Source organism: Flavobacterium zhairuonense (genome assembly GCF_004352915.1).
GTDB classification, from domain to species: domain Bacteria; phylum Bacteroidota; class Bacteroidia; order Flavobacteriales; family Flavobacteriaceae; genus Flavobacterium; species Flavobacterium zhairuonense.
In genome coordinates, this window is sequence record NZ_SJSY01000057.1 from 18775 (window position 1) to 44108 (window position 25334).

The 25334-nt window shown below is 33.7% G+C and carries 27 protein-coding genes and 2 tRNA genes; 22 read left to right on the top strand and 7 right to left on the bottom strand.

Annotation, left to right across the window (positions count from 1 at the left end; genetic code table 11):
• The first annotated feature begins 1 nt into the window (after nucleotide 1).
• The 15 genes from EYY60_RS00900 (at nucleotide 2) to EYY60_RS22205 (ending at nucleotide 10770) form a co-directional block, all read left to right on the top strand.
• Nucleotides 2–1456, top strand: a complete 1455-nt coding sequence (locus EYY60_RS00900) for an LptF/LptG family permease (RefSeq protein WP_132987535.1) — start codon at nucleotides 2–4, stop codon at nucleotides 1454–1456.
• 2 nt (nucleotides 1457–1458) lie between these two features.
• Nucleotides 1459–2589, top strand: coding sequence for a 3,4-dihydroxy-2-butanone-4-phosphate synthase (ribB, locus tag EYY60_RS00905; RefSeq protein WP_162847824.1), 1131 nt, complete (start codon nucleotides 1459–1461; stop codon nucleotides 2587–2589).
• Nucleotides 2590–2592: 3 nt separating this feature from the next.
• Nucleotides 2593–2991, top strand: coding sequence for an acyl-CoA thioesterase (locus EYY60_RS00910; protein ID WP_132987537.1), 399 nt, complete (start codon nucleotides 2593–2595; stop codon nucleotides 2989–2991).
• 151 nt (nucleotides 2992–3142) lie between these two features.
• Nucleotides 3143–3227, top strand: a tRNA-Ser gene (locus tag EYY60_RS00915).
• Between the two features lie 291 nt (nucleotides 3228–3518).
• Entirely contained in the window at nucleotides 3519–4670 is a 1152-nt protein-coding gene (locus tag EYY60_RS00920) for an IS3 family transposase (protein WP_162847825.1), read from the top strand.
• 153 nt (nucleotides 4671–4823) lie between these two features.
• The gene (locus EYY60_RS00925) at nucleotides 4824–5156 is read left to right on the top strand and encodes an ArsR/SmtB family transcription factor (protein ID WP_041515706.1); all 333 of its coding nucleotides are present in this window, start codon (nucleotides 4824–4826) and stop codon (nucleotides 5154–5156) included.
• Nucleotides 5147–5653, top strand: coding sequence for a GNAT family N-acetyltransferase (locus EYY60_RS00930; RefSeq protein WP_132987539.1), 507 nt, complete (start codon nucleotides 5147–5149; stop codon nucleotides 5651–5653). The genes EYY60_RS00925 and EYY60_RS00930 overlap by 10 nt, the downstream gene beginning before the upstream one ends.
• 33 nt (nucleotides 5654–5686) lie before the next feature.
• Nucleotides 5687–6160, top strand: coding sequence for a DUF6428 family protein (locus tag EYY60_RS00935; RefSeq protein ID WP_132987540.1), 474 nt, complete (start codon nucleotides 5687–5689; stop codon nucleotides 6158–6160).
• Between the two features lie 41 nt (nucleotides 6161–6201).
• Entirely contained in the window at nucleotides 6202–6816 is a 615-nt protein-coding gene (locus tag EYY60_RS00940; protein WP_132987541.1) for an arsenate-mycothiol transferase ArsC, read from the top strand.
• A 1-nt stretch (nucleotide 6817) separates the two neighbouring features.
• On the top strand, nucleotides 6818–7903 hold the full coding sequence (gene arsB, locus EYY60_RS00945) for an ACR3 family arsenite efflux transporter (protein ID WP_132987542.1): 1086 nt from the start codon (nucleotides 6818–6820) through the stop codon (nucleotides 7901–7903).
• A gap of 6 nt (nucleotides 7904–7909) precedes the next feature.
• Nucleotides 7910–8644 carry a metallophosphoesterase family protein gene (locus tag EYY60_RS00950; RefSeq protein ID WP_132987543.1) on the top strand — a complete coding sequence of 245 codons (735 nt, stop codon included), beginning with the start codon at nucleotides 7910–7912 and terminating at the stop codon, nucleotides 8642–8644.
• A gap of 21 nt (nucleotides 8645–8665) precedes the next feature.
• Complete coding sequence (locus tag EYY60_RS00955; protein ID WP_132987544.1) at nucleotides 8666–9241, top strand: Crp/Fnr family transcriptional regulator; 576 nt, start codon at nucleotides 8666–8668, stop codon at nucleotides 9239–9241.
• 68 nt (nucleotides 9242–9309) lie between these two features.
• Nucleotides 9310–9873: a hypothetical protein gene (locus EYY60_RS00960; RefSeq protein WP_132987545.1), complete on the top strand. Its 564-nt coding sequence runs from the start codon at nucleotides 9310–9312 to the stop codon at nucleotides 9871–9873.
• Nucleotides 9874–9906: 33 nt separating this feature from the next.
• Nucleotides 9907–10470 carry an RNA polymerase sigma factor SigZ gene (gene sigZ, locus EYY60_RS00965; protein ID WP_132987546.1) on the top strand — a complete coding sequence of 188 codons (564 nt, stop codon included), beginning with the start codon at nucleotides 9907–9909 and terminating at the stop codon, nucleotides 10468–10470.
• A gap of 126 nt (nucleotides 10471–10596) precedes the next feature.
• The gene (locus tag EYY60_RS22205) at nucleotides 10597–10770 is read left to right on the top strand and encodes a hypothetical protein (protein WP_162847826.1); all 174 of its coding nucleotides are present in this window, start codon (nucleotides 10597–10599) and stop codon (nucleotides 10768–10770) included.
• A gap of 93 nt (nucleotides 10771–10863) precedes the next feature.
• Here the strand turns inward: EYY60_RS22205 and EYY60_RS00970 are convergent, their stop codons facing one another.
• On the bottom strand, nucleotides 10864–12582 hold the full coding sequence (locus tag EYY60_RS00970) for an amidohydrolase (RefSeq protein ID WP_208749442.1): 1719 nt from the start codon (nucleotides 12580–12582) through the stop codon (nucleotides 10864–10866).
• A 487-nt stretch (nucleotides 12583–13069) separates the two neighbouring features.
• On the opposite strand from EYY60_RS00970, the gene EYY60_RS00975 reads away from it, so the two are divergent.
• Nucleotides 13070–13936, top strand: a complete 867-nt coding sequence (locus tag EYY60_RS00975; protein WP_132987547.1) for a class I SAM-dependent methyltransferase — start codon at nucleotides 13070–13072, stop codon at nucleotides 13934–13936.
• Between the two features lie 120 nt (nucleotides 13937–14056).
• Nucleotides 14057–14200 carry a hypothetical protein gene (locus tag EYY60_RS22210; RefSeq protein ID WP_162847827.1) on the top strand — a complete coding sequence of 48 codons (144 nt, stop codon included), beginning with the start codon at nucleotides 14057–14059 and terminating at the stop codon, nucleotides 14198–14200.
• A 793-nt stretch (nucleotides 14201–14993) separates the two neighbouring features.
• On the opposite strand, the gene EYY60_RS00980 is transcribed toward EYY60_RS22210, so the two are convergent.
• From EYY60_RS00980 to EYY60_RS01000, 5 genes are all read right to left on the bottom strand, one after another.
• Nucleotides 14994–15467 (bottom strand): class I SAM-dependent methyltransferase, encoded by a 474-nt coding sequence (locus EYY60_RS00980; protein ID WP_132987548.1) that lies wholly within the window; start codon nucleotides 15465–15467, stop codon nucleotides 14994–14996.
• A 34-nt stretch (nucleotides 15468–15501) separates the two neighbouring features.
• A complete protein-coding gene (locus tag EYY60_RS00985) occupies nucleotides 15502–16590 on the bottom strand; it encodes a glycosyltransferase (protein WP_132987549.1) in 1089 nt (362 codons plus the stop codon).
• A 3-nt stretch (nucleotides 16591–16593) separates the two neighbouring features.
• On the bottom strand, nucleotides 16594–17436 hold the full coding sequence (locus EYY60_RS00990) for a glycosyltransferase family 2 protein (protein ID WP_132987550.1): 843 nt from the start codon (nucleotides 17434–17436) through the stop codon (nucleotides 16594–16596).
• Nucleotides 17437–17751: 315 nt separating this feature from the next.
• Nucleotides 17752–19401 carry a thioredoxin domain-containing protein gene (locus EYY60_RS00995; protein WP_132987551.1) on the bottom strand — a complete coding sequence of 550 codons (1650 nt, stop codon included), beginning with the start codon at nucleotides 19399–19401 and terminating at the stop codon, nucleotides 17752–17754.
• Nucleotides 19402–19540: 139 nt separating this feature from the next.
• On the bottom strand, nucleotides 19541–19750 hold the full coding sequence (locus EYY60_RS01000) for a hypothetical protein (protein ID WP_132987552.1): 210 nt from the start codon (nucleotides 19748–19750) through the stop codon (nucleotides 19541–19543).
• 594 nt (nucleotides 19751–20344) lie between these two features.
• On the opposite strand from EYY60_RS01000, the gene EYY60_RS01005 reads away from it, so the two are divergent.
• The 4 genes from EYY60_RS01005 (at nucleotide 20345) to EYY60_RS01020 (ending at nucleotide 22856) form a co-directional block, all read left to right on the top strand.
• Nucleotides 20345–20683: a helix-turn-helix transcriptional regulator gene (locus tag EYY60_RS01005; RefSeq protein WP_132987553.1), complete on the top strand. Its 339-nt coding sequence runs from the start codon at nucleotides 20345–20347 to the stop codon at nucleotides 20681–20683.
• A gap of 217 nt (nucleotides 20684–20900) precedes the next feature.
• Nucleotides 20901–20985: transfer RNA gene (locus EYY60_RS01010), tRNA-Ser, on the top strand.
• A 183-nt stretch (nucleotides 20986–21168) separates the two neighbouring features.
• Nucleotides 21169–22083, top strand: coding sequence for a group I intron-associated PD-(D/E)XK endonuclease (locus tag EYY60_RS01015; RefSeq protein ID WP_162847828.1), 915 nt, complete (start codon nucleotides 21169–21171; stop codon nucleotides 22081–22083).
• Nucleotides 22080–22856 (top strand): hypothetical protein, encoded by a 777-nt coding sequence (locus tag EYY60_RS01020; RefSeq protein WP_132987554.1) that lies wholly within the window; start codon nucleotides 22080–22082, stop codon nucleotides 22854–22856. The genes EYY60_RS01015 and EYY60_RS01020 overlap by 4 nt, the downstream gene beginning before the upstream one ends.
• 1 nt (nucleotide 22857) lies before the next feature.
• Here the strand turns inward: EYY60_RS01020 and dcm are convergent, their stop codons facing one another.
• Complete coding sequence (gene dcm / locus EYY60_RS01025; RefSeq protein WP_132987555.1) at nucleotides 22858–23820, bottom strand: DNA (cytosine-5-)-methyltransferase; 963 nt, start codon at nucleotides 23818–23820, stop codon at nucleotides 22858–22860.
• A 272-nt stretch (nucleotides 23821–24092) separates the two neighbouring features.
• Here dcm and EYY60_RS01030 point away from each other — a divergent pair, with 272 nt between their 5' ends.
• Nucleotides 24093–25112, top strand: a complete 1020-nt coding sequence (locus EYY60_RS01030; protein ID WP_132987556.1) for a proline iminopeptidase-family hydrolase — start codon at nucleotides 24093–24095, stop codon at nucleotides 25110–25112.
• The last annotated feature ends 222 nt before the right edge of the window (nucleotides 25113–25334 follow it).

Below are 25334 nucleotides of genomic sequence, written 5' to 3' on the forward strand. Positions count from 1 at the left end.
GTTGAAAATTTTAGACAAATACTTACTAAAAACATTCTTGATTACGTTTACTACGGTATTCGTAATCCTTTTTTTTATATTCATTCTTCAAACAGTCTGGCTTTTTATCTCAGAACTTGCCGGTAAAGACCTGGATCTGATCCTGATTGTGAAATTCCTATTATTCTCGATGCCAAGGATTATTCCGTTAGTTTTACCACTATCTGTTTTACTGGCTTCGATTATGACTTTCGGAAATTTAGCCGAGAATTATGAATTTGCAGCAATGAAATCTTCTGGAATCTCACTACAAAGAGCGATGCGTATTTTAATTGCATTCATCTTTGTTTTAAGTATAGTCGCTTTTTGGTTTGCAAATAACGTAATTCCGTATGCAGAATATAAATTCGTTAATTTCCGAAAAAACATTGCCCAAGCCAAACCTGCAATGGCAATTGCTGAAGGACAATTTAACGATGTCGGATTTTACAACATCAAAGTAAATAAAAAATCAGGCGAAAACGGAAACATCTTAACAGGAGTTACAATTCACGAAAAGAATAACAATATTGGTGAAAACAAAACTGTCATAAAAGCCAAACATGGCAAATTAATCAGTAATGAAAAATCAAGTATTTTAAAATTGGTTTTAAATGACGGTTATTATTACCAAGACGTTACGCCAAAAAAATATGAAGATCGCGCTAAAATACCATTTGTAAAAGCATCTTTCAAAAAGCAAATTATCAATATTGATTTGTCTGAACTAAATAAAGTTGACGACGACAAAGAAAGCGTAAACAGCACAAACGGAATGCTGAATGTTAGCGAATTACGCTATACTTTAGATTCTTTAAGCAAAAATCTTGATAATGAAATAATTTCTTTTTCAGAAAATATTAATCAACGAGTGGGAATCAAAAAAATCCCTATTCCGACAAAAACTGACATAAAGAAAAAGCAAATGCCTAATGATCTTTTGTCATTATACACAACAAAACAAAAGGTAGATATCTTAAAAATGGCTAACAGCAATGTATCCAGCAATATCTATTCGATCGAAGCAACTCAAAAAGATTTAAAAGATAAACAACGTGAGATAAATAAACATCTAACTGCATTGTACGAGAAATTTGTAATTGCCTTTGCATGTTTTTTAATGTTTTTTATTGGAGCTCCTCTAGGTGCAATCATCCGTAAAGGGGGATTAGGACTACCTATCGTATTTGCGGTTTTGATTTTTATCACTTTCCACTTTATCAATACTTTCGGAAAAAGACTTTCACAGGAAGGCGGTATGACTCCTTTTATGGGATCATGGATGTCATCTTTCATATTATCACCATTGGCTATTTTATTGACCTATCGTGCAACAAACGACAATGGTTTAATAAATTTTGACGCAATCACAACGCCAATTTCTCAAGCATTTCAGAAAATTTCCGAGCGTTTTTTTCCCGCTCAAAACAAACAATAATTATGTCAACAAAAATACAACTAAATACCATTGAAGAAGCTATAGAAGATATTCGTCAAGGTAAAGTGATCATTGTAGTCGATGATGAAGATCGTGAAAACGAAGGTGATTTTTTGGCAGCAGCCGAAAAAGTAACTCCAGAAATGATCAACTTCATGGCCACTCACGGGCGCGGATTAATTTGTACACCACTCACAGAAAGTCGTTGTAAGGAACTTGATTTGCGAGCCATGGTAACTAACAATACAGATCACATGGAAACTGCTTTTACAGTTTCAGTTGATTTGAAAGGCAATGGAGTTACAACTGGAATTTCTGCGGCAGACAGATCAAAAACGGTTCAATCCTTAGTTGATCCAAATACAAAACCACATGACTTGGCACGTCCTGGACATATATTCCCATTGATTGCAAAACAAGGTGGTGTTTTAAGAAGAACTGGACATACTGAAGCCGCAATTGATTTTGCAAGATTAGCAGGATTCAAACCTGCCGGCGTTATCTGCGAAATTTTAAATGAAGACGGAACAATGTCGCGCCTGCCTCAACTTATTGAAGTAGCGAAAAAATTCAACTTAAAATTAGTTTCGATTGAAGATTTAGTTGCCTACAGAATGCAACATGACAGTCTGATTGTAAAAAAAGAGGATTTTGATATTGAAACTCGTTTTGGAACATTCAGATTAAGAGCTTACGAACAAACAACCAACAAGCAAATTCATATTGCGTTGACTAAAGGAACATGGAATTTAGGCGAGCCAATCTTAACTAGAATCCATTCTTCACAAGTTAATAATGATTTACTCGGCACTTTGACAAACAATGCCGAACAACAATTAGACGATATGTTTAAAGTTATTAATGAAAATGGCAAAGGAGCTATCATTTTCATTAATCAAGACATGACAGCTGTTAACTTATTAAATAGGATTTCAGAACTTAAAGCGCTACAGTCACAAGGAACATTAAAAGCACCAAAAGTGATTATTGACAGCAAAGATTACGGAATTGGCGCTCAAATTCTACATGATATTGATATCTCAAAAATTAGATTAGTTTCAAATACTCAGCAAACAAAACGTGTTGGTATGATTGGTTACGGCCTTGAAATCACAGAGTACGTAAACTACTAATTTATGGGGACAATTGAAGAAAGAATCATAAAATCTGAGACTCGAATTTTTAAAGCCGTTTTTCCAAGTACAACCAATCATTATGATACTTTATTTGGAGGAACAGCACTTCATCTAATGGATGAAGTTGCTTTTATTTGTGCGACACGTTTTAGCCGTAAAAAAGTAGTAACGATTTCAACTGGTCAAATCGATTTTAAAAAAGCAATTCCTGCTGGAACTTTGATCGAATTAGTGGCTAAAGTTGTTAGTGTTGGAAACACGAGTTGCAAAATTCATGTCGACATCTTTATGGAACAAATGTATTCTGAGCTTCACGAAACGGTAGTTTCTGGAACTTTTTCATTTGTTGCAGTTGACGAAAACAAAAAATCAGTTCCTATTTTAGATCATTTGGAATAATTTTTCAGAAAAGCTCATTTTCAGAAATACTGATAACTAGACACTTGAAAATTATTTCAAAAAAGTTTCAAAAAAACTCCAAAAAAAGTTTTGAGAACCGAAAAACCGTCTTATATTTGCACCCGCAATCAGGCAATGATCGCAACATACTGGAGAAATGGCAGAGCGGTCGAATGCGGCAGTCTTGAAAACTGTTGACTGTAACAGGTCCGGGGGTTCGAATCCCTCTTTCTCCGCTGAAGGCTTAAAAAGAGACTTTTCAAAGTTTACAAAAAAGGCTAAAATTCACGGAAAACCCTGCAAATCAAACGATTTGCAGGGTTTTTTCTTTTATACCTGTTTTCAATATTTATAAAAACAATCAAAATTTTCGTGGCACATTCGTGGCACTGTTGGAATGGAATGCATACCTTTTCTGCCACAAATTGCTAAGGCGAATTCTTATAAAAACCGTTTAAAAAGTTAAAAAAATTACGTTATGATTCTCAATGCCTTGCGGCAGAATAACGAACTTAACTTATGAGAGGATGGAAAACAGCAGAAAAAAATACAGCATTGACTTTAAGATCTGGGCCGTTAAGACCTGCATGGAACATAAAAGCGTGCGTCTGGCCGCCAATAAACTGAAGATCAACAAAAACAGCCTGCAGCACTGGAAAAACCTCTTCCGAAACGGAAAGCTCACCCTGCAGCAGACCGCAGGTCCGGATTTGAACAGAAACGAAATAGTCCAACTTCAGAAGGAACTCAAAATTCTGAGGTTGGAAAGAGATATTTTAAAAGAAGGAGCCGGACTTCTTAATCAGGGCAGACGTGCCATCTACCAGTTTATAAGAGAAAATACAGAAAGATATCCCGTAGGTAAGATGTGTCGGGCTTTTCAGGTTGATCCCAGCTGCTATTACAAATGGCTTAAAGGACTTGCCACCAGCAGGGTGGAACGCAGGATTTTTATAACATCAGAGATTTCAAAAATCTACCACTGGAGCGAAGGCAGATACGGCAGCCTGAGAATATCCCGAGAATTGGCCTTCCTGGGCATAAAAGCATGTCCTTCATTTGTCAGAAAGATCATGGCAGAGCAGCAGCTGCGATGGATTGCAAAATTAAAATTCAAAAGAACCACCTTCTCCTCCCCAAGATATACTGCGGCAGAAAATTTATTAAAGCAGAATTTTACGGTAAATAGACAAAACCAGGTCTGGGTCTCAGATATCACCTACATCAGAACAGCCAAAGGATGGGCATATCTCACTACAGTTATAGACCTCTTTGATCGAAAAGTCATAGGCTGGTCATTAAGCAAAACTCTGAAAGCAATCGACACAAGCTTCGCCGCCTTAAGAAAAGCCCTGCTGAACCGTCCTTTAGTTCCAAACCAGAAACTTATATTCCATTCTGACAGGGGAATCCAATATTCCAGCAGAATCTTTCTCTACGCATTATCAAAAAACAGCCAAATCCTGCAGAGTATGAGCAGAAAGGGAAACTGCTATGATAACGCTGTTGCCGAGAGTTTTTTCAAAACGCTGAAAACGGAACTGGTACACCGGCATAAATATAAAACCAAAAAACAAGCTGGAAATTCAATTCGTGACTATATCGAAAATTTCTATAATAAAGTAAGGAGACATTCTGCTTTAGGTTATTTAACAATAGATGAGTTCCATAATCAATAAATAAATTTTCCAGTGATTACAAAAACTATCACTGCTGATTATTAAACCTAATGCTATTATATACCTTGCAGATCGGCATTAAAAACTAAAAAAAGTTAATTTTCTTTTTTTAGTAAAAACAATATCGTAATATTGCAATATAAATATAAAACAATGGGAGCAACAAAAACAGATCACTTTACAGAAAGCCAGAATGAGCTGGCTGTTTTAGCCAAAGCATTAGGCCATCCAGCGCGTATTGCTATTATGGAATATTTATTGAAAGTGGATGCCTGCATCTGCGGAGATATTGTAAACGAACTTCCCCTTTCACAGCCGACGGTTTCTCAGCACTTGAAGGAATTGAAAAATGCAGGGCTGATTAAAGGAAGCATCGAAGGAAACTCAATCTGCTATTGCATCAATGAACCTGGACTTGAAAAGATAAAAGGCTTCTTTGAGCACATATCAGATCATTTGGCAAAGAAGAGAAGCGAATGCTGCTAATCTATAAAAATATGGAAATCAGAAAACTTTCGGACAAACACTGGGATCAGGTAAAAATAATTTATCAAAAAGGAATAGACACCGGCAATGCAACTTTCCAGACCAGCGCCCCTTCATGGGAAGACTGGGACCAGTCGCATCTTAAGTCATGCCGGGTTGTGATGCAGGAAGACGGTAATGTAATTGGCTGGGCTGCCCTTACCCCTGTTTCTTCACGCTGCGTTTATGCAGGGGTTGCAGAGGTGAGCGTATATGTGGATCCTGCACATTCAGGAAAAGGAATCGGGCTGACCCTTTTAAAGGAACTTGTCCGACAGAGCGAAACAGAAGGAATCTGGACGCTTCAGGCAGGGATCTTCCCTGAGAATACAGCAAGCCTCCGCATCCATGAAAAAGCAGGTTTCAGAATACTTGGAACAAGGGAGAAAATCGGAAAACAGAATGGTATCTGGAGAGATACTGCGCTTCTTGAAAGAAGAAGCTCTGTTATTATTTAATAAAAAATATAGTTTAACTAAATATAAAAAATTATGAAACTTTCAGAAATTAAAGAAGTGCTTAAAACAGTGGAAGCTGTAAATTTTGAACTGCCGGACGGCACATTTGTACCGGAATATTTTCATGTAACCGAAGTAGGCCTGGTTACCAAAAACTTCATCGACTGCGGAGGAACAGTAAGAAAAGAAACAGTTGTAAATTTCCAGCTTTGGGATGCCAACGACTACGAGCACAGGCTTAAACCTCAGAAACTGATCCACATCATTGAACTTTCAGAAAAAGTATTGGGAATTGAAGACAATGAAATTGAAGTGGAGTACCAGAACAATACTATCGGGAAATACGATTTGGATTTTAACGGCAAAAACTTCACTCTGCTTAATAAACAGACAGCCTGCCTTGCTCAGGAGCAGTGCGGTATTCCATCAGACAAGCCTAAAGTAAAATTATCTCAGTTAAATGCAGACAATGCTTCTTCATGCACTCCGGGCGGAAGTTGCTGTTAATCATTAAACAGATAACCAATAAACAATAACAGCCAAAAATTATGTTATATCCACAAATTGAGAATACCGTCAAATCATTTGATTTCAATCAGATCTCCGAAGATCGCAAAGCAGTCCTGCAGCCATTAATCGATTTCATTCAGACAAAAGCGGACAGCAATCTGGAAACCAGACTGAACCTAATCTGCACGCATAATTCCAGAAGAAGCCACTTATCGCAGGTTTGGGCGCAGACTGCGGCTGCCTATTACGGCATCAAAAACGTTTCATGCTACTCAGGAGGAACCGAGGCTACTGCCCTTTTCCCAATGGCAGCGGAGACTTTGAAGGATTCAGGATTCAGCATCAAAACCCTATCAGAGGGGTCAAACCCGGTTTATTCAATAAAATATTCAGCTGACGAACTTCCTGTCATCGGTTTTTCCAAAACCTATGATGACGACTTCAATCCTGAAAGCGGATTCGCAGCCATAATGACCTGCTCGCAGGCTGACGGCGGATGCCCGTTTATAGCAGGCGCTGAGAAAAGAATCCCGATTACCTTTGAGGATCCAAAAATTTCTGACGGAACGCCTCAGCAGAAGGAAACTTATCTGGAGCGCAGCCTGCAGATAGGAACTGAAATGTTTTACGTATTCTCACAAATAAAAAAATAAAATGTCAGCAAATAACTGTGCACCAGTCGTCGGACGCAAAAAGTTAAGCTTCCTTGACCGCTTCTTGACCCTTTGGATTTTCCTTGCCATGGCTATAGGCGTGGCAATAGGATACTTTATTCCTTCCAGCGGAGATTTCATCAATTCATTCTCCAGCGGAACAACAAACATTCCATTGGCAATAGGGCTTATCCTGATGATGTATCCGCCTCTGGCAAAAGTAAAATACGAACAGATGGGACAGGTTTTCAAAAACACTAAAGTCTTAGGCGCATCTTTATTCCTGAATTGGATTGTAGGCCCTGTCTTGATGTTTTTATTGGCACTCCTGTTTTTAAGCGGATATCCTGAATACATGATCGGAGTGATCCTGATCGGTCTGGCTCGCTGTATTGCCATGGTTGTGGTATGGAACGATCTGGCAGACGGAAACTGCGAATATGCAGCAGGGCTAATTGCCCTTAACAGTATTTTTCAGGTGCTGCTTTACAGTGTATACGCTTACATATTTATCACCATCCTCCCTCCCTATTTTGGATATGATGGTTTTGAAGTCAATATCAGCATTGCACAGATTGCCGAGAGTGTCGGCATCTATCTAGGTATTCCATTTGCTCTGGGAATCATAAGCCGTTATGCTTTGATAGCTTTAAAAGGTTCTGAATGGTTTGAGAATAAGTACGTGCCGTTTATCTCACCAATTACACTTATTTCATTGCTCTTTACAATCATTGTAATGTTCAGCCTGAAAGGGGAACTTATTGTTCAGATCCCTATGGATGTCGTGCGTATTGCAATACCGCTTGTGATTTATTTTACTTTGATGTTTGTCATCAGCTTTTTCACAGGCAAATATTTTGGGGCAGACTATTCAAAAGCGACCTCTATTGCGTTTACAGCAACAGGCAATAATTTTGAATTGGCTATCGCCGTGGCAATCGGAGTATTCGGAATAAATAGCGGACAGGCTTTTGCAGGTGTTATAGGTCCATTGGTAGAAGTCCCTGCTCTTATAGCCTTGGTAAACCTTGCCTTCTGGTTCAGAAAAAAGTATTTCACAAAACAGGCAGCTGCAGAAACTGCTTAAGAAAATATGAGAATTGCAATAATATCGGATATTCATGCGAACTTCCCCGCATTGGAGCAGACCCTAAAAAATATTGAAGAGCAGAATATTGATGCTGTTTACTGCTTAGGAGATTTGGTAGGCTACAATTTATGCCCCAATGCCGTGATCAATGAGATCCGTAAAAAGCATATCCCTACCCTTGCAGGAAATCATGATGTCAAAGCTGTCGAAATACACAATGACGGTTCAACTGACACAGAAAGCTACGCATATCAGATTGTGGGCAAAGAGCAGATAAAATATCTTTCTGCTCTTCCTGCCCATATTAAACTTGAATACCAGACGGCCAGCAGACTTATAAAGATTTTGATGGTTCATGGCAGTCCTTACAGCAACAGGGAATATCTGCTTGAGGATAAAAATGAGAAAGATTTCACTGACATCTTTCTTGATTCCAACACAGACATTCTTATCTGCGGACATTCCCATCTGCCTTATCATCGCATATTGGAAAACCCCAATAAAAAAGGCAGTTATTTTCATGCCATTAATGCAGGCTCGGTGGGAAAACCAAAAGATAGAAATCCGGACTGCTGTTATGCGGTGATAACCATTGAAAAAAGCAGCAATCTTTCCAAAAAAGACGGCATTAAAGTGGAATTCATAAGAGTACCTTATGATATTGAAAAAGCAGCCCGTGCTATTGAAGAAAGTCCTCTCCCTGACGTTTACGCGTTTATGCTGAGAAAAGCATATTAATGTATAGAAATAAAACCTGCTATGGAAAGTTTTAAATTATTTTTAAAGGGCATCGTGCCTCTCAGCGATCAGGAGTTTGAAAATTACCATCCGTATTTCAAAACAAGGACATTAGCCCGAAACAGTTACTTTGCAGAAATCGGCAAAACCAGCAACGAAGCCGCCTTTATAAAAAAAGGACTGCTCAGAACATATTACATAAATGAAAAATCCGAAGAAGTGACTTCCTGCTTCTGCGTAGAAAATAATCTCACAGCTTCATATAAAAGCTTTATCTCCCAGCAGCCTTCGGATCTTTCCATTCAGGCAGTGGAAGATACCCAGCTTATAACAATCAGTTACAATGACCTGCAGATTCTCTATCAAAAGAGTCCGCTTTGGCTGAATATAGGAAGGACAATTGCCGAGCGGCAGTATATGGTGATGGAGCAGTATGCCAGTGTTTTATGCAATGAAAGCGCAAAGGAAAAATACATACGCATGCTTAAGGAACAGCCTGCAGTTGTAAACAAGGCTTCAGTAAATGATATTGCAAGTTATCTTGGAATAACGCGCAGGACACTCAGCAGGATAAGAAATGAGATAGCACAAAAATAGAGGACATTTGTCCTTAGTTTTAATTACGCTTCCCCATAGTTTTGCTTTTATAATCAATTAAAAATAAAATGGAAACAGCAATTATCATTTCATCCTTCTTTCTTGTCCTATTCGCGGTCTTGGCTTTATATGACGGCTTTTATCTGCATATTTTCAAATACCAGCTCCATAATCGGGAAGAAAGTAAAACCGAGCACATCACCCATACATTGAGAGCTGTTTTCTTTCCGGCAATCCTTTATTTTCTGTTCTTGAAACAAGATAATCATACGGCTTTTGCAATAGGCTTGACCATTGTCCTTTTAGATATACTGGTGCTCGGGTATGACGCTTTTATAGAGAAAGACAGCAGGAAGTTTATGGGAGGGCTTCCACGCTGGGAATATATTGCCCATTTATTCGTAAATGGGTTTCATTTTGCGTCGATTGCGGTTTACCTCTCCATCAAACTTACTTTTCAAAATGGGGAAATAATGGTTTCTAATATAAATCAATCTCCAGGCTTCTTTAATTTGTTAATTGTAAATCTCCTGCCGGGGGCTATCGTAATGGCACTTCTTCATGTTTTCTTATGCATGCCAAAAACAGCCCATATCTGGAATAATTTCAGAGCTAAAATCAATTGTTGCTAATCCTGCTTTCTTAATAAGCAGAACATAAAATCTATGAGTTTGGAAATAAATACTATTCATAATCAGTTTTATATCGTTTTGGGCAGATATATTAAGGCCCGTATTAATGATAGTCAAGATGCATCTGATGTTTTGCAGGAAGTTTTTATTAAGATAAACGAGAATTTAGGATCACTAACTGAAGAAAGAAAATTAAAAAGCTGGATTTTCACGATCACAAGAAATTCCATTATTGACTATTATCGAAAAAATTCCAATCATAAGAAATCAGAACTGACCGAATGTATGATGCAGAAAATAATGCATGAAACAGATTTTGATAATACAGAAAGTCTGGACTGCTGTCTGATAAAGTTCATTGAGCGGTTGCCGGAAGACTATCGGGATATTATCATGGATAGCGAAATACATGGAATTAAACAGAAAGACTTGACAGAAAAATACAGCCTTGCATACCCTTCCATCCGCTCTAGGGTTCAGAGAGGCAGATCCAGATTAAAGGAAATGCTTCTGGATTGCTGCAGTATCGAATTAGACTGCCGTGGAAATGTTATGAATGTTACATCTAAAAAATCATGCAGCGGAGGAAAATGCTGATCACCGAATCATTAACGGAAGATTCATATATAAAAATTCAGGCTGTTAGAAAAAAAAATCATCAAAGTCTGCATCATTTTTAGATTAGTGCGTCTTAAGTAGTATTAATCATTAAAAATTAAAATTATGAAAAACAAAATGTACCTTACTCTTGCAGCATTGGTATTGTCTGCTGGAAGTATCTTCGCTTATGCGAACTTATCAAAAACTGATGCAAAGAAAAACTGCACTGAAAAATGTTCTACGCATTGCTGTAATGACGATTCGGCAACTTGTGCTCCGAAAGATTGCAAAAAGTAATATTTCACGTTACTACTTAAAAGACAACTCAAAAAGTTGTCTTTTTTTATACAATGATCATTTACAATATAACTCTTTTTAACTATAATGCATTTACTTCCTTTTGTAAATTGTTAATCCATTCTTAATAGTTTCAATGATTTTAATGTCTTTTATTTTCGCAGCATCGACTTTTAACGGATTTTTATCCAAAATTACCAAATCGGCAAGTTTGCCAGCTTTCAAGCTTCCTTTTCTATCTGATTCATCATACTGCGCCGCAACATTAATAGTCATTGCCTGAAGACCTTCATATGGCGTAACTCTTTGGTCAGCTCCTACAGTTGCTCCTCCTCTTGAAATTCTATTAACTGCCGACCATAAAACCATCATCTGATCTAGAGGCGCAACAACAAAATCGGTATGGTTTGTTGGCTTTAGTCCTGCATCAATAGCATCCCGCATTGGGCTAATATACTGCGACTGGTTAAATCCGCGATTTTTCAAATGAGCTTCGTAAAAATAAAACGTATGCAGAGTATAAAAAGAAGGTCTTATATCGTATTTAACAAATTTAGGTATCTGATCTTTACGCATAAATTGAGAATGTATAGAAGTTACATTCCATGGCTTAGAATAATCTCCAGCTCTTGCATATTCGTATGAGATTAAAAATGCATCAATTGCCGCATCTCCATTACAATGTAAAATTAATGGTACTTTCATTTCATAAACTTTTTTAACCATTTTATTTACCATGTCCTGCGGAAAAGTCATCTCTCCTTTCCAGTTTTTCTCGCCAGCAGGGCCTCCTGTCAAGTAAGGTGTTGAAAAATATGCTGTTCTACCTTGTGGAGATCCATCAATAGTTATTTTCACGCCTCCTACTTTAAATCCATTATTATATTTTCCCCATTCAGATAAAGGTATTTCCTTAAGCACTTTATCAACATCAGTAATAAAAGGAAATGCTACTATATCAATTATATTGGCATTAGCATCAGCAACTCTCTTCATGGTCAGCATTTGAGGCAGATGTGATGCCCCTTCCTGAGCAGTTGTAATTCCAGCTTCAGCATATAACATCTGGCCAGCTTTTGACCATTCTATTTCCTGTTCTGGTGTCATTTCTTCGGCTTGCTCCATAATCGGTAAAAAAGCAGTTTCCATAATTAGCCCGTACGGTTCATTTGTTCCGGGCTTGCGTACGATGACACCTCCAGGTGGCGTTTTTGTCGAAGAATCTATTCCATATTTTTTTAGAGCAAGACTATTTAATACTGTTCCGTGCATTGAAACGTGGTCAACTCGCACTGGATTATCTGGAAAAGCTTTATCCAGGTCATCTCGGTTTAATAATCTCCCATTGGGCATAACGGTATCATCATATCCATAACCTACTATTAATTCTCCTTTTTGTATATTATGCTTCTCCGCAAAAGTTTTTAAGGCGGCAATAATACTTTCGATATCCTTTCCTATTCCCGAAGGCGGAGCGTAAAGCTGGCATTGGTTAGCAACCAAAAGCGAATTTATATAATGGCTATGTGGATCTAAAAAACCTGGGAGCAATGTATTTCCTTTTAAATCAATCATACTTGGATTTTCTCCTGCTGACTTTATAGCCCCATCTTTTTCTCCAGTATAAAGAATCTTTCCGTCTTTTACGACAAGAGCCTCGACATAAGTCTCTTCATCTCCATCCATTGTAAGGATATCTCCTCCATAATAAACAATAACTGATCCATCAGAATTCTGAATCTTAGACTCTTTTTTACAGCTCGCTACTAGTATTAAAATACATGCCAATGACAAAAGATTAGTTAATTTCATATTCTTAATTTTTAAATTATTCGTTATCATAAAAACACAACTATCTAATTAAGAATTAAATATAAAAATTAGTCTGCAAAAAAAAAAAAGAGTGGCAATATCACTGATAAATTTGAAATGGAAGGAATACCTTCTCTGCCACAGAAAGTTAGGGACGTTATACTACCTTTATTTCAATTGTAAGCTGCTTCTTAATGGCATAATCAACACGCTAAAAATCGAGTGTTTAACTTGCATGGATAACATATTTATTATTTCTTCTATGTCTTGCAACTGCCCCTCCATAAATTTTATCAATCGACACGCACAAACCCTATAACCAGTCTGCAGTATTTCTTTATCAGATTTAATACAACTAATTTTTATAAAACAAGCCCTACAGAATAAGCCAATTGCAATCTAATTTTAAATGATTGAAGCAATTTTACACTCATTATCAATCAGTTACAGTCAATTTTGCTTAATTTTAACTTAAAATACTGATAATATGGAAACTAACAACACACGCTTTGATCCAGTCAAGTATAAAACAACAACGCGAGAGCAATGGCAAGAAGCTGCAGATGCATGGTATCGGTGGAGTGACACACTTCATCAGTGGCTTGGACCTTCGACTGACAGAATGCTAGAACTAGCAGATATTACTCAAGGAAAACACGTTCTAGATATCGCTGCCGGAGCTGGGGAACAATCTATTACAGCTGCAAAGAAAGTTGGACCATCTGGTTATGTTTTAGCTACCGATATTTCTTCAAATATTCTTGAGTATGCAAAAAAAATGGCCAGAGAAAATGACTTAAACAATGTTGAAACAAGGGTAATGGATGGTGAAAATCTGGAACTTGATGACGCATCATTTGATGCTGTAATCTCTAGGGTTGGTTTGATTTACTTTCCCAATCAACAAAAAGCATTGAAAGAAATATTAAGAGTTCTAAAACCGGGAGGAAAAGCTGCAGTAATTGTTTATTCGACCCCAGAAAAAAATAAATTTTTCTCGGTCCCAGTTTCAATTATTCGAAACCGCGCAAAGTTGCCTCCGCCATTATTAGGTCAACCTGGCCCGTTTAGTTTAGGTTCTGAAGGTGTAATAGAAAAAGCATTTGTTGATGCCGGATTTATAAATGTAAGAACTGAACTTGTTGATTCACCCTTATATTTAACCTCGGCCGCCAAATGTGTGCAGTTTGAAAAAGAATCTTTTGGCGCCCTGCATCAAATGTTAAGCAGTTTATCAGATACGGAAAAAGAATCTGTATGGCAAGAGATCGAAAATGAACTTAAAAGTTTTGAATCCAGTAATCGTTTTATTGGCCCTTGTGAAATGATCGTGGCAATGGGTGAAAAAAATTGAAGTGGAGCTTCTACCTTTTCTGCCACAAAAGTCAATATAAGTAAATGTTCAATTCCGTGTCAGTTCACTTAAAATAGCTTCAAAATTATTTGTTATTGTTGATTATAAAAAAGTGTACTTTTGTCTTCGAATCAATTAAGAATTATAACTTTAATTTATGCGGATTTAAGCCAGTCCGGAATTTTCAATATTTATAAAAATAGCGAAAATCCTGATGGCAGAATCGTGGCGCAACAGTTAGAAAATATTAGAAATGCAGTATAAAAGCGGGATGTAACATTTTTGTTCGAATCCCTCTTTCTCCGCTGAGAGCTTAAAAAGAGACTTTTCAAAGTTTACAAAAAAGGCTAAAATTCACGGGAAACCCTGCAAATCTAATGATTCGCAGGGTTTTTTCTTTTATACCTGTTTTCAATATTTATAAAAACAACCAAAATTTTCGTGGCACATTCGTGGCACTGTTGGAAATTTTGAAAATGTACTCATTATTTAGTAATAAATCCCATTACCAATCAAATAAAAATATTACATTCAGGAAAAATAAGTTGAAAAAAAATTAAATATTATAATTAAAAAATATTTATTCTAAAAGATACAAATGAATATCATTTAATCTTATTTTAATCAACAATACAATAAATGTATTAAAACCATATCTAGCAATTCTAATAATTATTTGATTTTAATTTCAAGCTTAAATAAAGTACCACATTAAATAAATTAATTACTAGCGGAACCTCTTTATAAGATTAAAAGTTTTTATTTTTAGCCGAAACACTGTATTATTTTAGCATATTCGCATTAAAACCTCCTAGGTATCTAGTGTTTTATACTCTTGTAGAGCTTGCATAATTGTCTCAAATTGTTTTTTGTAATGATTAAGTCCCAATACCTTATATTCAAAAATTTTAGGATGGACTAAATGCTTTCCATAAAAATTTTCCAAAGAATCGAATTTGCCTTTTAAATCTCCTTCCCTAGAAAATAGAAAAATGTTTTGTCTATACCATGGATCTATTTTTTCATTATCCCAAAATAAAGGTCTTAAAACATCGAACTACAGATAACCTTCACTTTGAATTTTTTTTATCCAATAATCTGGCTTTTGCTCATTAATATGATTTTGACCTCCTTGAAAAGGGATGGCGGCTGAAAAGATTAAAGTGTCACTTAGTCCCGTTAATGATTTAACAAAATTATCCGCACTTTTGAAATTTAGATGTTCTCCTACTTCTAAAGAAATTGCTAAATCATATTTTCTCGATGATTTATATAATTTCTCTAAATCAAATTCTTTAAAATTTTGGAGGTTAATTTTTAATAATTTTTTATCAAGATAATCCCCATCAATTCCTAAAACATCATTAACTCCATTATCTATAAAGACTTTTAACCATGTCCCAATTCCACAACCAAGGTCAACAACAGATTTAGGCTGTAACAAGTTCATGATTAAAGGAACAACCTCATTTGCTGCTCTGAAATTATGAGTAGTTTCATCATGTACATATCTTATTTTTTTACCAATCATTTTCTTAAATTTTTAAGGTCCAATTTGGTTGAAATTATCTTTGTTTTAATTTACTAGTCGGCTGAATAATAAAATTCTTTAATCCTAAATAATCTAGCCAGTTCTTGCCAATATTTTCTAATGAAAATTTTTCAACACTTTTTAAAGCATTTTGTTTACATTTAGAATATAAATTTTCATCTGTTACAAAAAGATTCATTGCACAAATAAGCTCTTCAAAGTTTTGATTCTCAATTAAAAGTCCGTTATATTTATCAATTATAATTTCACTTGGACCAGTAAAGCAATCATATGAAATAACAGGAGTACTACAAGCTAGTGACTCTATAAGAACGTTTGGAAAACCTTCATTCTTACTACATAAAACGGTAAAAAGTGCATTTTTAAAATAAGGAAAAGGATTTGTTACAAAACCTTTGAATTCGATTTTAAATTCCATCCCTAGTTTTAAACAAAGTGCTTTATATTTTGCTTCACATGGTCCAACACCAATAAAAATGAGCTTTATATCTTTTTGGGGTAAAATTGAATCTGAATAAGCTAAAATTAATTTATCAAATTGTTTTATCTCGTCAAGTCTCCCTACTGCTAAAATGAAATTTGTATCCTTCTCCTGTATAAAATTGTGTTTTAAGATCGCAATTGAATCTAAATCTACAGGATTGTTTATACAATATACATTGTTAGATATTTTTTTAGCCAAAATAGCATCCTTTATCCCTTCTGAAACAGTTATAATATTTCTTTTTTTATAGATCAATTTCGATAAAAATGCTGATTTTGGAAAGTAAAAATCTAAAAAACCACTATGTATTGTATAACAAACATTTTTTGGATACATCATCCTAGAAATTAAAAATTCTTGCAAAAAATCTAAGCGAATTCTAAAATCCACAATACAATCAAATTTATTTTCCTTAATAACTTTTTTCATATCGCTTCTCGTATGTATAACCTGCAATGAACCTGCGTATTCATATTCAATCCAATTCCACAAAATAATATTATGAACTTCTAATCCAGCATTTTGAAAATACATAGATAACAATGCATGCACCTTTTCAACTCCGCTATTGCCTAAAGAATCACCAATCAGTGCTATTTTGAATTTTATGTTTGCCATAAACTAATTATTTAAAAATGATTTATTTATTTCAAGATGATTTTTAAATAAATGATAAAGCATTCTTGTAAAAAGTTCAAAGTTTAACAAATCAACTTCAAATAAATAGATTATTTGCTCCATCGAGCTTAGATAACGACCATCGTCTTCAATCATTCTATTTATTATTCCTTCTGCATATTCCAATCTAATTTTGTTACTTGCAAAAGACATATTATCCCAGTATTTATTGGTTAATTGGTTTGACGAAGTTCGATAGTAAATTAATGGTTGTGGGATATTTGCAAATCTCGCTCCTGACAATGCAAAATCGGTCCAAAATTTATAATCATCCGCATAGGAATAATCCTTATATTTTAACTTCAAATTTAATAATGTAGATTTTCGAATTATTACAGTTGGATGAATAATACAATTGTATAATAACATCGAACTAATTATTGCTTCATGAGAATGTTCATATTGCATAATCTTAACAACTTCTCCAAAACTTTCAGCCCAAGAGCCACATAAATCTATTTCCGAATATCTTTCCATAAATTCATATTGAATTTCTAAACGTTTTGGAAACATTAAATCATCTGCATCCATGCGGACGATGTATTTACCATTAGAAATAGTTAAACCATAATTTAGTGATTCGACAAAATTATTTTCGAGAGTGATAAGCTGTATTCTGTTGTCATTAAATGTTTTTACCACATTAGCACTACCGTCAATTGACCCGTCATTAATAGCTAATAATTCAAAATCAGTAAAAGTCTGCGCTAATATACTCTCAATACAATCTGACAAGTAAGTCTCTGCATTATAAAACGGAAGAATAATACTTATTTTTACACTCATATTTAAAAAAAATCTTTATTAAAGTATTGCTATTTAAGTTAATCTTTACTTCCAAAGTTCTAAAAACATTTTTCTCTTCTACATCAACGTTGAGCAATAAATTGCAACCTTCGTAAGTAGTTTCACTATATCCCTTAAGTACTGAATATTAATTTTTCCACAGTTATTTAGCAATAATTTCAAATAGATAGGACCACCGTCTTTGCAAACAATTTGGATGTAGTGTGTAAATCTTTTTCAATTTTCATGAAATAAATTAAGCTATGAATAGTTTTTTGATAAATAACCTAGCACTAAAGGCCATACATTATTATTTTATACTCTCTCAAAATAACCCACACCAATGCTTTTAATTTCGAAGAATTCCTCGTCTTCTAAAAGATCATGAATAAAATAAATCAGCTCTTTTCTATCATAAATTTTTGGGAAAATATATTGATCGATTATAATTGTGGGAGTAAATGAAATATTGTTCGCTTTGTTCATCAAAAATTGACTGTGTAGTATTTCACCAATTTTTAAATCACTTATTCCAGAATTTTCCGAAACGATCAATCTACTGTCATCCTTGTTTTCAAACCAATTTTGTAAAGATTTCATGAACACCTCTTGACCATAATCATAATATATACGAACCAATTTTTGATGAACTTTTTCAAATTGATTATTATTATTATTATTATTATTATTATTATTATTATTGGTTTCATCGAAATTAAAACGCATATCAATACAAATATTATCCTTATGCTTTTTTAATATTTCATCTATGAGAATATGAGCCTCAGCACAATGACTGCAAAAAGGGTTTGAAATTATCGTAATTTTAAGATTAGCATTTTTGTTTCCAATAATTAAATTACCAGAAGGTAACATATGATAATTTGTTTTATCCGAAGCTAACAATGAATTTTTGAAGACTTCGTAGTTACGTATAAATCGAGTGCTCTTCAATTGAAATTCTAAAAGTTCTTTTCTTTGAGTGAGTAACTTTTTAAGGGATAACCAGATTATCATCATAGAGACAAAAACCAATCCAAAAATCAGTGCTGATGATATGGAAACAACCATAACATAATTTTTAAAAACATATATATAACACAATTCTAAAAGAACAACAGTAATGATACCTAAACAAATTGGACACCATTTTTTCTCCACATTTTTTTGATAATACAAAGACAAAAGCAAAACTGGAGTGCTACATACAAGTACTCCTTTTTGCATTATAAAATAGGATATTGTATCATGAGAAAACAAGGAAAGCAGTAATCCGACAAATTGAGAGGCAAAAAACATAAAACTTAAATCACTAAAATTTACTATTTCAAAAATTTTCCATCTCGTTGATTCAACTACTGCCGCACAACTTGTATAAGCTGTCATATTACAAAAATTGTTAACTAATTTATTTTTTATACCAAACAAATCTTTTAGTACTGCAATCGAAAGTAGAAGACCAACAGTTGGGAAAATAAAAAACAATTTACTTGTATAAGCTACTTGAAATTTAGAAACTGCTATTATAAACAAAGTAAAAAATAAAACCTGTAAAATTAAAAACCAATAACTTTTATTTTGTTTGAATGGTTCTAAATCTTCAGATTTTTCTATGACTAGGACAATACCAGTCCAACGTTTTTCCAATTCGTTTCTTGTTATTCCCACTAAATTCTTGTCAGTATTGCAATAAAATTGATTTTCTTTTTTTTCAATAAAATAAAGTTGTGGGTCACTTAATTCTGTATTCAAATGTGCGATAAATTGATTCGGTAAATTCTCTAGTTCTTCAAAGCCAACTTTTGCTATAAAAGTCTCTATATTAAAAAAATTCAATGTATCAGAAACTGCTAATAAAGAAGGTGAATCAGGATGTGATTGTATCTGAAATTCATATTCCGTTTTATCAATGCTAATTTCTTCTTTTTCTAAATATAAAAAAATAGAGGTAGTATCTGGGGACATAGTTTATATTAAGTTTATAATTTATTTCAATTTCAAGATAAAGTATGATATTTATTGAAGTCTAGCTCCACGTATTTTTATTTATAGTTTTAACTAAAGGGAGATATCAATCGATGTTATCTCCCTTTTTTATGCTTATTTATAATGTGCAAGATGTTAATGTATAACCTTGGCTACAAGTCGCAATTCCACCTCCTCCTCTAGGAACACATTTACCGCAATTCCCACCTGAATCACAACATTGAACTCCATCAGTAGCACTTCCACTACCTGCCATTACATAACGCATTTCATTTCTTGTTAATTTTCCAATTACATTAGAAAGACTTAATTTTTTAATTTGTTTCATAATTTAAAGTTTTTAGATAAACATCTATTTTTAAAATTTCTTCACAATCTTTTTAATCTTTCCACCATGTGCACCTGGTATCTTTTACAAAATGACTGTAAGATAATTATATCAAATATAGAGAGCGGAGAGAATAATTCTTATACGATTTTATGCGAAAATTATGCGAATTATTCAATAAAATTTTTTGCATCAAAAACTAATTAAATTGATGAATTGTAATTTTTCAAAAAATGCTCTTAATCAAACATGCAAAATCCAACATTAAAACTGCTAAAGAGAATCAATTAATCACTTCCTATCTTATCAAATCATTTAGATTTTACCATAAATAATAGTTACTTTATCATTATTTATGTGCTCGAACACATTTTATTCATTTTTTTTGCTTACAAAGAAAAAAAAATCTAATATTGTAGTATTATTCCTTTTCCTTGTACTTGTAAAAGTTCTATTCGTTATTTTTTTATACAGTAAAATGGAAGAATATAAGTTCTTATTAAGTTGTTATCTAGCGAGTGTTAGTTATACCAAGTTATTATAGAAAATTAAATTAATAGGTTAAATTTTATTATTTTTTTTAAAATTGATTTAATGAAAAACAAACTACTAAAAGCCCGATTAAACAGAGGCTTGTCTCAAGAAGAAATGGCAGATTTAATAGGAATGTCTCAACCTAATTATTGTCGAAGAGAGAAAGGTTTAAAGAAAATTTCTGATCTTGAATGGATAAAAATAGCCAAAGAATTAGGCGTAGATAAAGATGATATTTATGAACCAGATGACAATATCATTATTTCCAAAAGTGTAAAAGATAATAATTCAAGTGATAATCATTATTTTAAGGTTCCAAACTTTGTTATGGACCATATTGAGTTTTTAAAAAAAGAAAATGGGGAGCTCAAAGAAAAAATAAAAAAAAGTGGCATCTAGAAATTGCTTAATTGGAGCTGATACCTTTTTTGCTACAAAAGTGAATATTCACTTTCAAAAGATTGTATAAACCACTCTGCTTTTTGAACTTTCCTTGAAAATCTTTTAATTTATCACACAGATGCAATTTTCTTCGCAAATAGTATCAAAAAATTTTCTACAATTGAAAAAACATATTATATTTGCACCCGCAATGAGAAAATTATTGCATCTTACTGGAGGAATGGCAGAGCGGTCGAATGCGGCAGTCTTGAAAACTGTTGACTGTAACAGGTCCGGGGGTTCGAATCCCTCTTCCTCCGCTGAATTTCAAACCTTCAACTTTGTTGAAGGTTTTTTATTTTCTGCAACACCTTAATCTTTTGCAGATTTTCTTCAATCTGGTTCACTTTTCATTTTTTATAAGTAAATTCACACTCTCTTTCTTGATAAGATTTTTAAATTTAAAAAGACAATCTTGAAATTAATTGTTTCAGACTTAACTTATGATAGAAAACCAAATAAAATTTATTGAATTAAACATAAAAGCGATAAATGAAGCAAATTTTAATCTTAATGATACAGAAGATGGTATTGCTTTATTTGGCTCAATAACGAACTTAAAAACGTTTCTAAAAGGTTACTTTACTACACGATTAAACGAAAGAAGTTTTAGCGATAAACTTGTAAAAGAATTTGCCGAAATCAATTTTATAAAAGCCCGAATTGTCGAAATTGCAAATCAACATTACATAACAAAATCAGATCTTCAATCATTCTATGATGATATTCTGCAAAGAAAATTAATAACCGAAATATCCAAAGATGACTTTATTAATAACTCGCTAAATTTTATTCAAAACAGCATCCCAAATTCATATCATTTTGGATATACAAAAACTTCACTTAAAAAAATACTAGAAAAACAATACGATTTTATTTTTTCAAATGGTTTTCCAACAAATCTTTTAAATATAAATACCGGCGTAATGACTGCAAATGCAGGAGATAGTGCGCAGTTTTTATTTTTAGCCAGAGCTATATTAGCAGGATATAATTGTTCAAATGTTGACGTCCGTTCCAGCAGATATGACGCTGTAGTCGATTTCAACAATGTTCTTTTGCGTCTTCAAATCAAGGGGGTTTCCAGTAGCAACGCTATAAGTTTCAAAGATCGAGATAGAGGTGGACAAGGCATCGACCATACGCACATAACGAATAAGGGAAAAAGAATCACTTCTGCAGATTGTGATATTTATGTTGCCGTGGATAAAGAAGTTGGGATTTGTTATTTGATCCCTATGAATTATGTTGATAATCTAGATGAAAGCCAAATTACAAGCATTAATTTAAATAGCTTGAAACAATATAAAGAAAACTGGAATATAATTGCTGAAGTGGCAGAAACGAAAAAAGTATGAAATTGACATATGAAAAGAAAACTGATGGTGATTATTATTTTGTAAACAACCCAAAACTTTTTAATGGTATTTCAATAGGCAAAACGGATATCGAAAAAGTCCTAAATTTTGCCTATTCAATGTGTTTTGGAGAAGGCCATCATAGATCCACAAGAACAGGAGGTCAAAATAGTCGAAAAAATGGTGAAAAATTCTGCAATACTTTTCAAGGAAAATTAGCTGAACTTGTCCTTTACAATCATTTTAAAGCAAATTCCATTGAATGCAACGAACCTGATTTTGGAATTTATAAAGAAGGAATTTGGGACGATTCAGATTTAGAAATTCAAAACAAAAAACTCAATATAAAATCAGCCGCATCACAATCCAATCTCTTGCTTCTTGAAACAAAAGATTGGACTTCAGAAGGAAAATATATTCCAAATCTTGTTAATGGAGCCACAAATACATACGACTATTTTATTTTGGTTCGCATAAATCCTGATGTCAAAAAGCTTTTTCGCTCCAAAAGTTTAATGTACACTAATCAGATTCCAAAAACAGTAATTGAAGAACTCATTTTTTCATTATTCTGGACATATGATATTGCAGGATATTGCAGTAATGAAGATTTAAAAATGGCCATCGCTAATAAAAATATACTGCCTCAAAATTCTTTATTAAACAAATACACAAAAATGGATGCTGAAAACTACTACATACAGAGCGGAAACATGAGCAGTATAGAAAAACTTATTTCAATATTCATTAACAACTCTCAAACACAAAATTAATCTATTTAACAGATTTCAAAACCTTCATTATATTCTTTGAAACAGCTTCAATAACAGGAACGCTAACTGAATTTCCTGCTTGTTTATATAAATGGGAATTAGCTATTTTTGGGATTTTAAATTCATCAGGAAATCCTTGGAATCTTAAACACTCTCTAGGTGTCAATTTTCTAAATCCAAAATCAGTTTTTATTAAAGGCACATTATGTCCACCTGTTCCCATATTCGCAGTCAGCGTTGGACAAACATTTGATTTATTCTCTCTCACATACTGTCTTCTGAATTGGTAAACGGTTTTATCAGAAGTCATTTCTTGTTGAAGCATTTTATACATATAACGATCTTCGTTATAATAAAATTCGTCTTCAACTTTATCATTAATCACAAGATCTTTGATCGTTTTTGTCAATTTATCTTCTTTCGGAAATTCAAAAACTTCCTCCGGATTTTTAATCACAGTCTTATCAAAAGCAACTATAAAGATACGTTCTCTATTATGTGGAATATTCCCATAGTCTTTAGTATTCAAAACTTTAGACTGAAAAGAATAATTTCTGTCACGCAATGATTTTTCGATCACTTTCATCGTATTTCCGTGATCATGCGTTACTAAGTTTTTTACATTTTCCAAAAAAACCACTTTTGGCCTCATGGTGTCAACAAAATCTAATATTCTAAAAAAGTGATTTCCTCTATTGTCATCAAAACCTTTTCTATAACCAGCTACAGAAAATGGCTGACACGGAAAACCCGCTGTAAGAACATCAATTTTAGGAATTCCATCAACATCTAACTGCAAAACATCACCTTCAATTAAATTATGTTTAAAGTTTTCTTTATACGTAATGCAGGCATTTTTATCATATTCATTTGCCCAAAGCAAATCAAAACCCGATTTTTTAAATCCCAAACAAATTCCCCCAATACCGGCATATAGACTTCCAACAGTAAATTTATTGCTCATTTTATATCTCACTAATTATACTATGCGACTTTAATTACATTTAGTCGTTTTTACAAAGATAGCTATTCAAAATCGAATAAAATATCGCTTTTAAAATTTCGAAAAATAATTTTAAATCAAAATTACATTACTCAGAAACAAAAACAACATAATATTAAAAATCAATAACTTAAATAGAAAACCAACATTAGCTCTTTATTTTGACAGACTAATTTTTAATTCGTAATTTAGTTTGAATAAACTTTGAAATAATAACTTTAAAACCATAAAATATGCGTCATATTCTACTTCTTTCAGTTATAATTCTAACTTTTTCATGTAAAAAAGATATTCAATCCACTACTCTAAAAGATTATTTCACCTATGAAAAAAACAACATCATAGAAAGCGCAGGAGTAAAAATGATTCCAATAAAAACACCTATTGGTGATTTCAAAGTCTGGACAAAACGTTTTGGAAACAACCCAAAAATAAAAATACTTTTATTGCATGGTGGTCCAGCAATGACACACGAATATATGGAATGTTTTGAGACCTTTTTTCAGCGTGAAGGATTTGAATTTTACGAATATGACCAACTTGGTTCTTATTATAGCGACCAACCAAAAGACAGCAGCTTATGGACCACAGAACGATTTGTTGAAGAAGTTGAACAAGTACGAAAAGCAATTGGCGCAGATAATAGCAATTTTTATATTTTAGGAAATTCATGGGGCGGAATTCTCGCAACGGAATATGCTTTAAAATATCAAAAAAACATGAAAGCATTATTAGTTTCAAACATGGTTGCCAGCGCACCAGAATATAAAAAATACGCTGAAGAAGTTTTAGCTAAGCAAATGAAACCTGAAATATTAGCAGAAATACGAGCATTAGAAGCCAAAAAAGATTTTAATAATCCAAGATATATGGAACTTTTAATTCCTAATTTCTATCACGAGCATTTATGCCGATTAAAAGAATGGCCTGATGGCTTAAACAGATCAGGAAAACATATAAATAATGAAATTTATACTATTATGCAAGGTCCTAGCGAATTTGGAATAAGTGGTAGATTAGCAAAATGGGATATCAAAAATCGCCTGCACGAAATAGAAATTCCAACTCTTATGATTGGAGCCAAATACGACACAATGGATCCAAAAGCAATGGAAGAGCAAAGTAAATTAGTTAAAAATGGACATTATTTATACTGTCCAAACGGAAGTCATCTTGCAATGTGGGATGATCAGCAAGTATATATGAATGGCGTTATTGAATTTATTCATAATGTAGATTTGAAAAAAATCTAATTCTCAAAATATAAAATAGATTACAGCCTCACTTCATTCCGTATATCGCTGGGTCCTTTGCCACATTCCGCCAAGCCACGAAGCTTTTCGCAAAAGAATGCAATTCTTGCCGCTGGCTCATCAAGACCCGACAATCCAGGAAGAATCCCAAACCCTATACAAAACAAAAAAAATCCCACCCGACAAGCCGGGAAGGATCCTCAAAAGAAAGGCTGGAGGCCC

Excerpts from the sequence above, each read along its gene's own strand:
- ribB (WP_162847824.1), top strand. The coding sequence starts at position 1,459 with ATGTCAACAAAAATACAACTAAATACCATTGAAGAAGCTATAGAAGAT.
- EYY60_RS00910 (WP_132987537.1), top strand. The coding sequence starts at position 2,593 with ATGGGGACAATTGAAGAAAGAATCATAAAATCTGAGACTCGAATTTTT.
- EYY60_RS00920 (WP_162847825.1), top strand. The coding sequence starts at position 3,519 with ATGGAAAACAGCAGAAAAAAATACAGCATTGACTTTAAGATCTGGGCC.
- EYY60_RS00925 (WP_041515706.1), top strand. The coding sequence starts at position 4,824 with ATGGGAGCAACAAAAACAGATCACTTTACAGAAAGCCAGAATGAGCTG.
- EYY60_RS00930 (WP_132987539.1), top strand. The coding sequence starts at position 5,147 with ATGCTGCTAATCTATAAAAATATGGAAATCAGAAAACTTTCGGACAAA.
- EYY60_RS00935 (WP_132987540.1), top strand. The coding sequence starts at position 5,687 with ATGAAACTTTCAGAAATTAAAGAAGTGCTTAAAACAGTGGAAGCTGTA.
- EYY60_RS00940 (WP_132987541.1), top strand. The coding sequence starts at position 6,202 with ATGTTATATCCACAAATTGAGAATACCGTCAAATCATTTGATTTCAAT.
- arsB (WP_132987542.1), top strand. The coding sequence starts at position 6,818 with ATGTCAGCAAATAACTGTGCACCAGTCGTCGGACGCAAAAAGTTAAGC.
- EYY60_RS00950 (WP_132987543.1), top strand. The coding sequence starts at position 7,910 with ATGAGAATTGCAATAATATCGGATATTCATGCGAACTTCCCCGCATTG.
- EYY60_RS00955 (WP_132987544.1), top strand. The coding sequence starts at position 8,666 with ATGGAAAGTTTTAAATTATTTTTAAAGGGCATCGTGCCTCTCAGCGAT.
- EYY60_RS00960 (WP_132987545.1), top strand. The coding sequence starts at position 9,310 with ATGGAAACAGCAATTATCATTTCATCCTTCTTTCTTGTCCTATTCGCG.
- sigZ (WP_132987546.1), top strand. The coding sequence starts at position 9,907 with ATGAGTTTGGAAATAAATACTATTCATAATCAGTTTTATATCGTTTTG.
- EYY60_RS22205 (WP_162847826.1), top strand. The coding sequence starts at position 10,597 with ATGAAAAACAAAATGTACCTTACTCTTGCAGCATTGGTATTGTCTGCT.
- EYY60_RS00970 (WP_208749442.1), bottom strand. The coding sequence starts at position 12,582 with ATGAAATTAACTAATCTTTTGTCATTGGCATGTATTTTAATACTAGTA.
- EYY60_RS00975 (WP_132987547.1), top strand. The coding sequence starts at position 13,070 with ATGGAAACTAACAACACACGCTTTGATCCAGTCAAGTATAAAACAACA.
- EYY60_RS00980 (WP_132987548.1), bottom strand. The coding sequence starts at position 15,467 with ATGATTGGTAAAAAAATAAGATATGTACATGATGAAACTACTCATAAT.
- EYY60_RS00985 (WP_132987549.1), bottom strand. The coding sequence starts at position 16,590 with ATGGCAAACATAAAATTCAAAATAGCACTGATTGGTGATTCTTTAGGC.
- EYY60_RS00990 (WP_132987550.1), bottom strand. The coding sequence starts at position 17,436 with ATGAGTGTAAAAATAAGTATTATTCTTCCGTTTTATAATGCAGAGACT.
- EYY60_RS00995 (WP_132987551.1), bottom strand. The coding sequence starts at position 19,401 with ATGTCCCCAGATACTACCTCTATTTTTTTATATTTAGAAAAAGAAGAA.
- EYY60_RS01000 (WP_132987552.1), bottom strand. The coding sequence starts at position 19,750 with ATGAAACAAATTAAAAAATTAAGTCTTTCTAATGTAATTGGAAAATTA.
- EYY60_RS01005 (WP_132987553.1), top strand. The coding sequence starts at position 20,345 with ATGAAAAACAAACTACTAAAAGCCCGATTAAACAGAGGCTTGTCTCAA.
- EYY60_RS01015 (WP_162847828.1), top strand. The coding sequence starts at position 21,169 with ATGATAGAAAACCAAATAAAATTTATTGAATTAAACATAAAAGCGATA.
- EYY60_RS01020 (WP_132987554.1), top strand. The coding sequence starts at position 22,080 with ATGAAATTGACATATGAAAAGAAAACTGATGGTGATTATTATTTTGTA.
- dcm (WP_132987555.1), bottom strand. The coding sequence starts at position 23,820 with ATGAGCAATAAATTTACTGTTGGAAGTCTATATGCCGGTATTGGGGGA.
- EYY60_RS01030 (WP_132987556.1), top strand. The coding sequence starts at position 24,093 with ATGCGTCATATTCTACTTCTTTCAGTTATAATTCTAACTTTTTCATGT.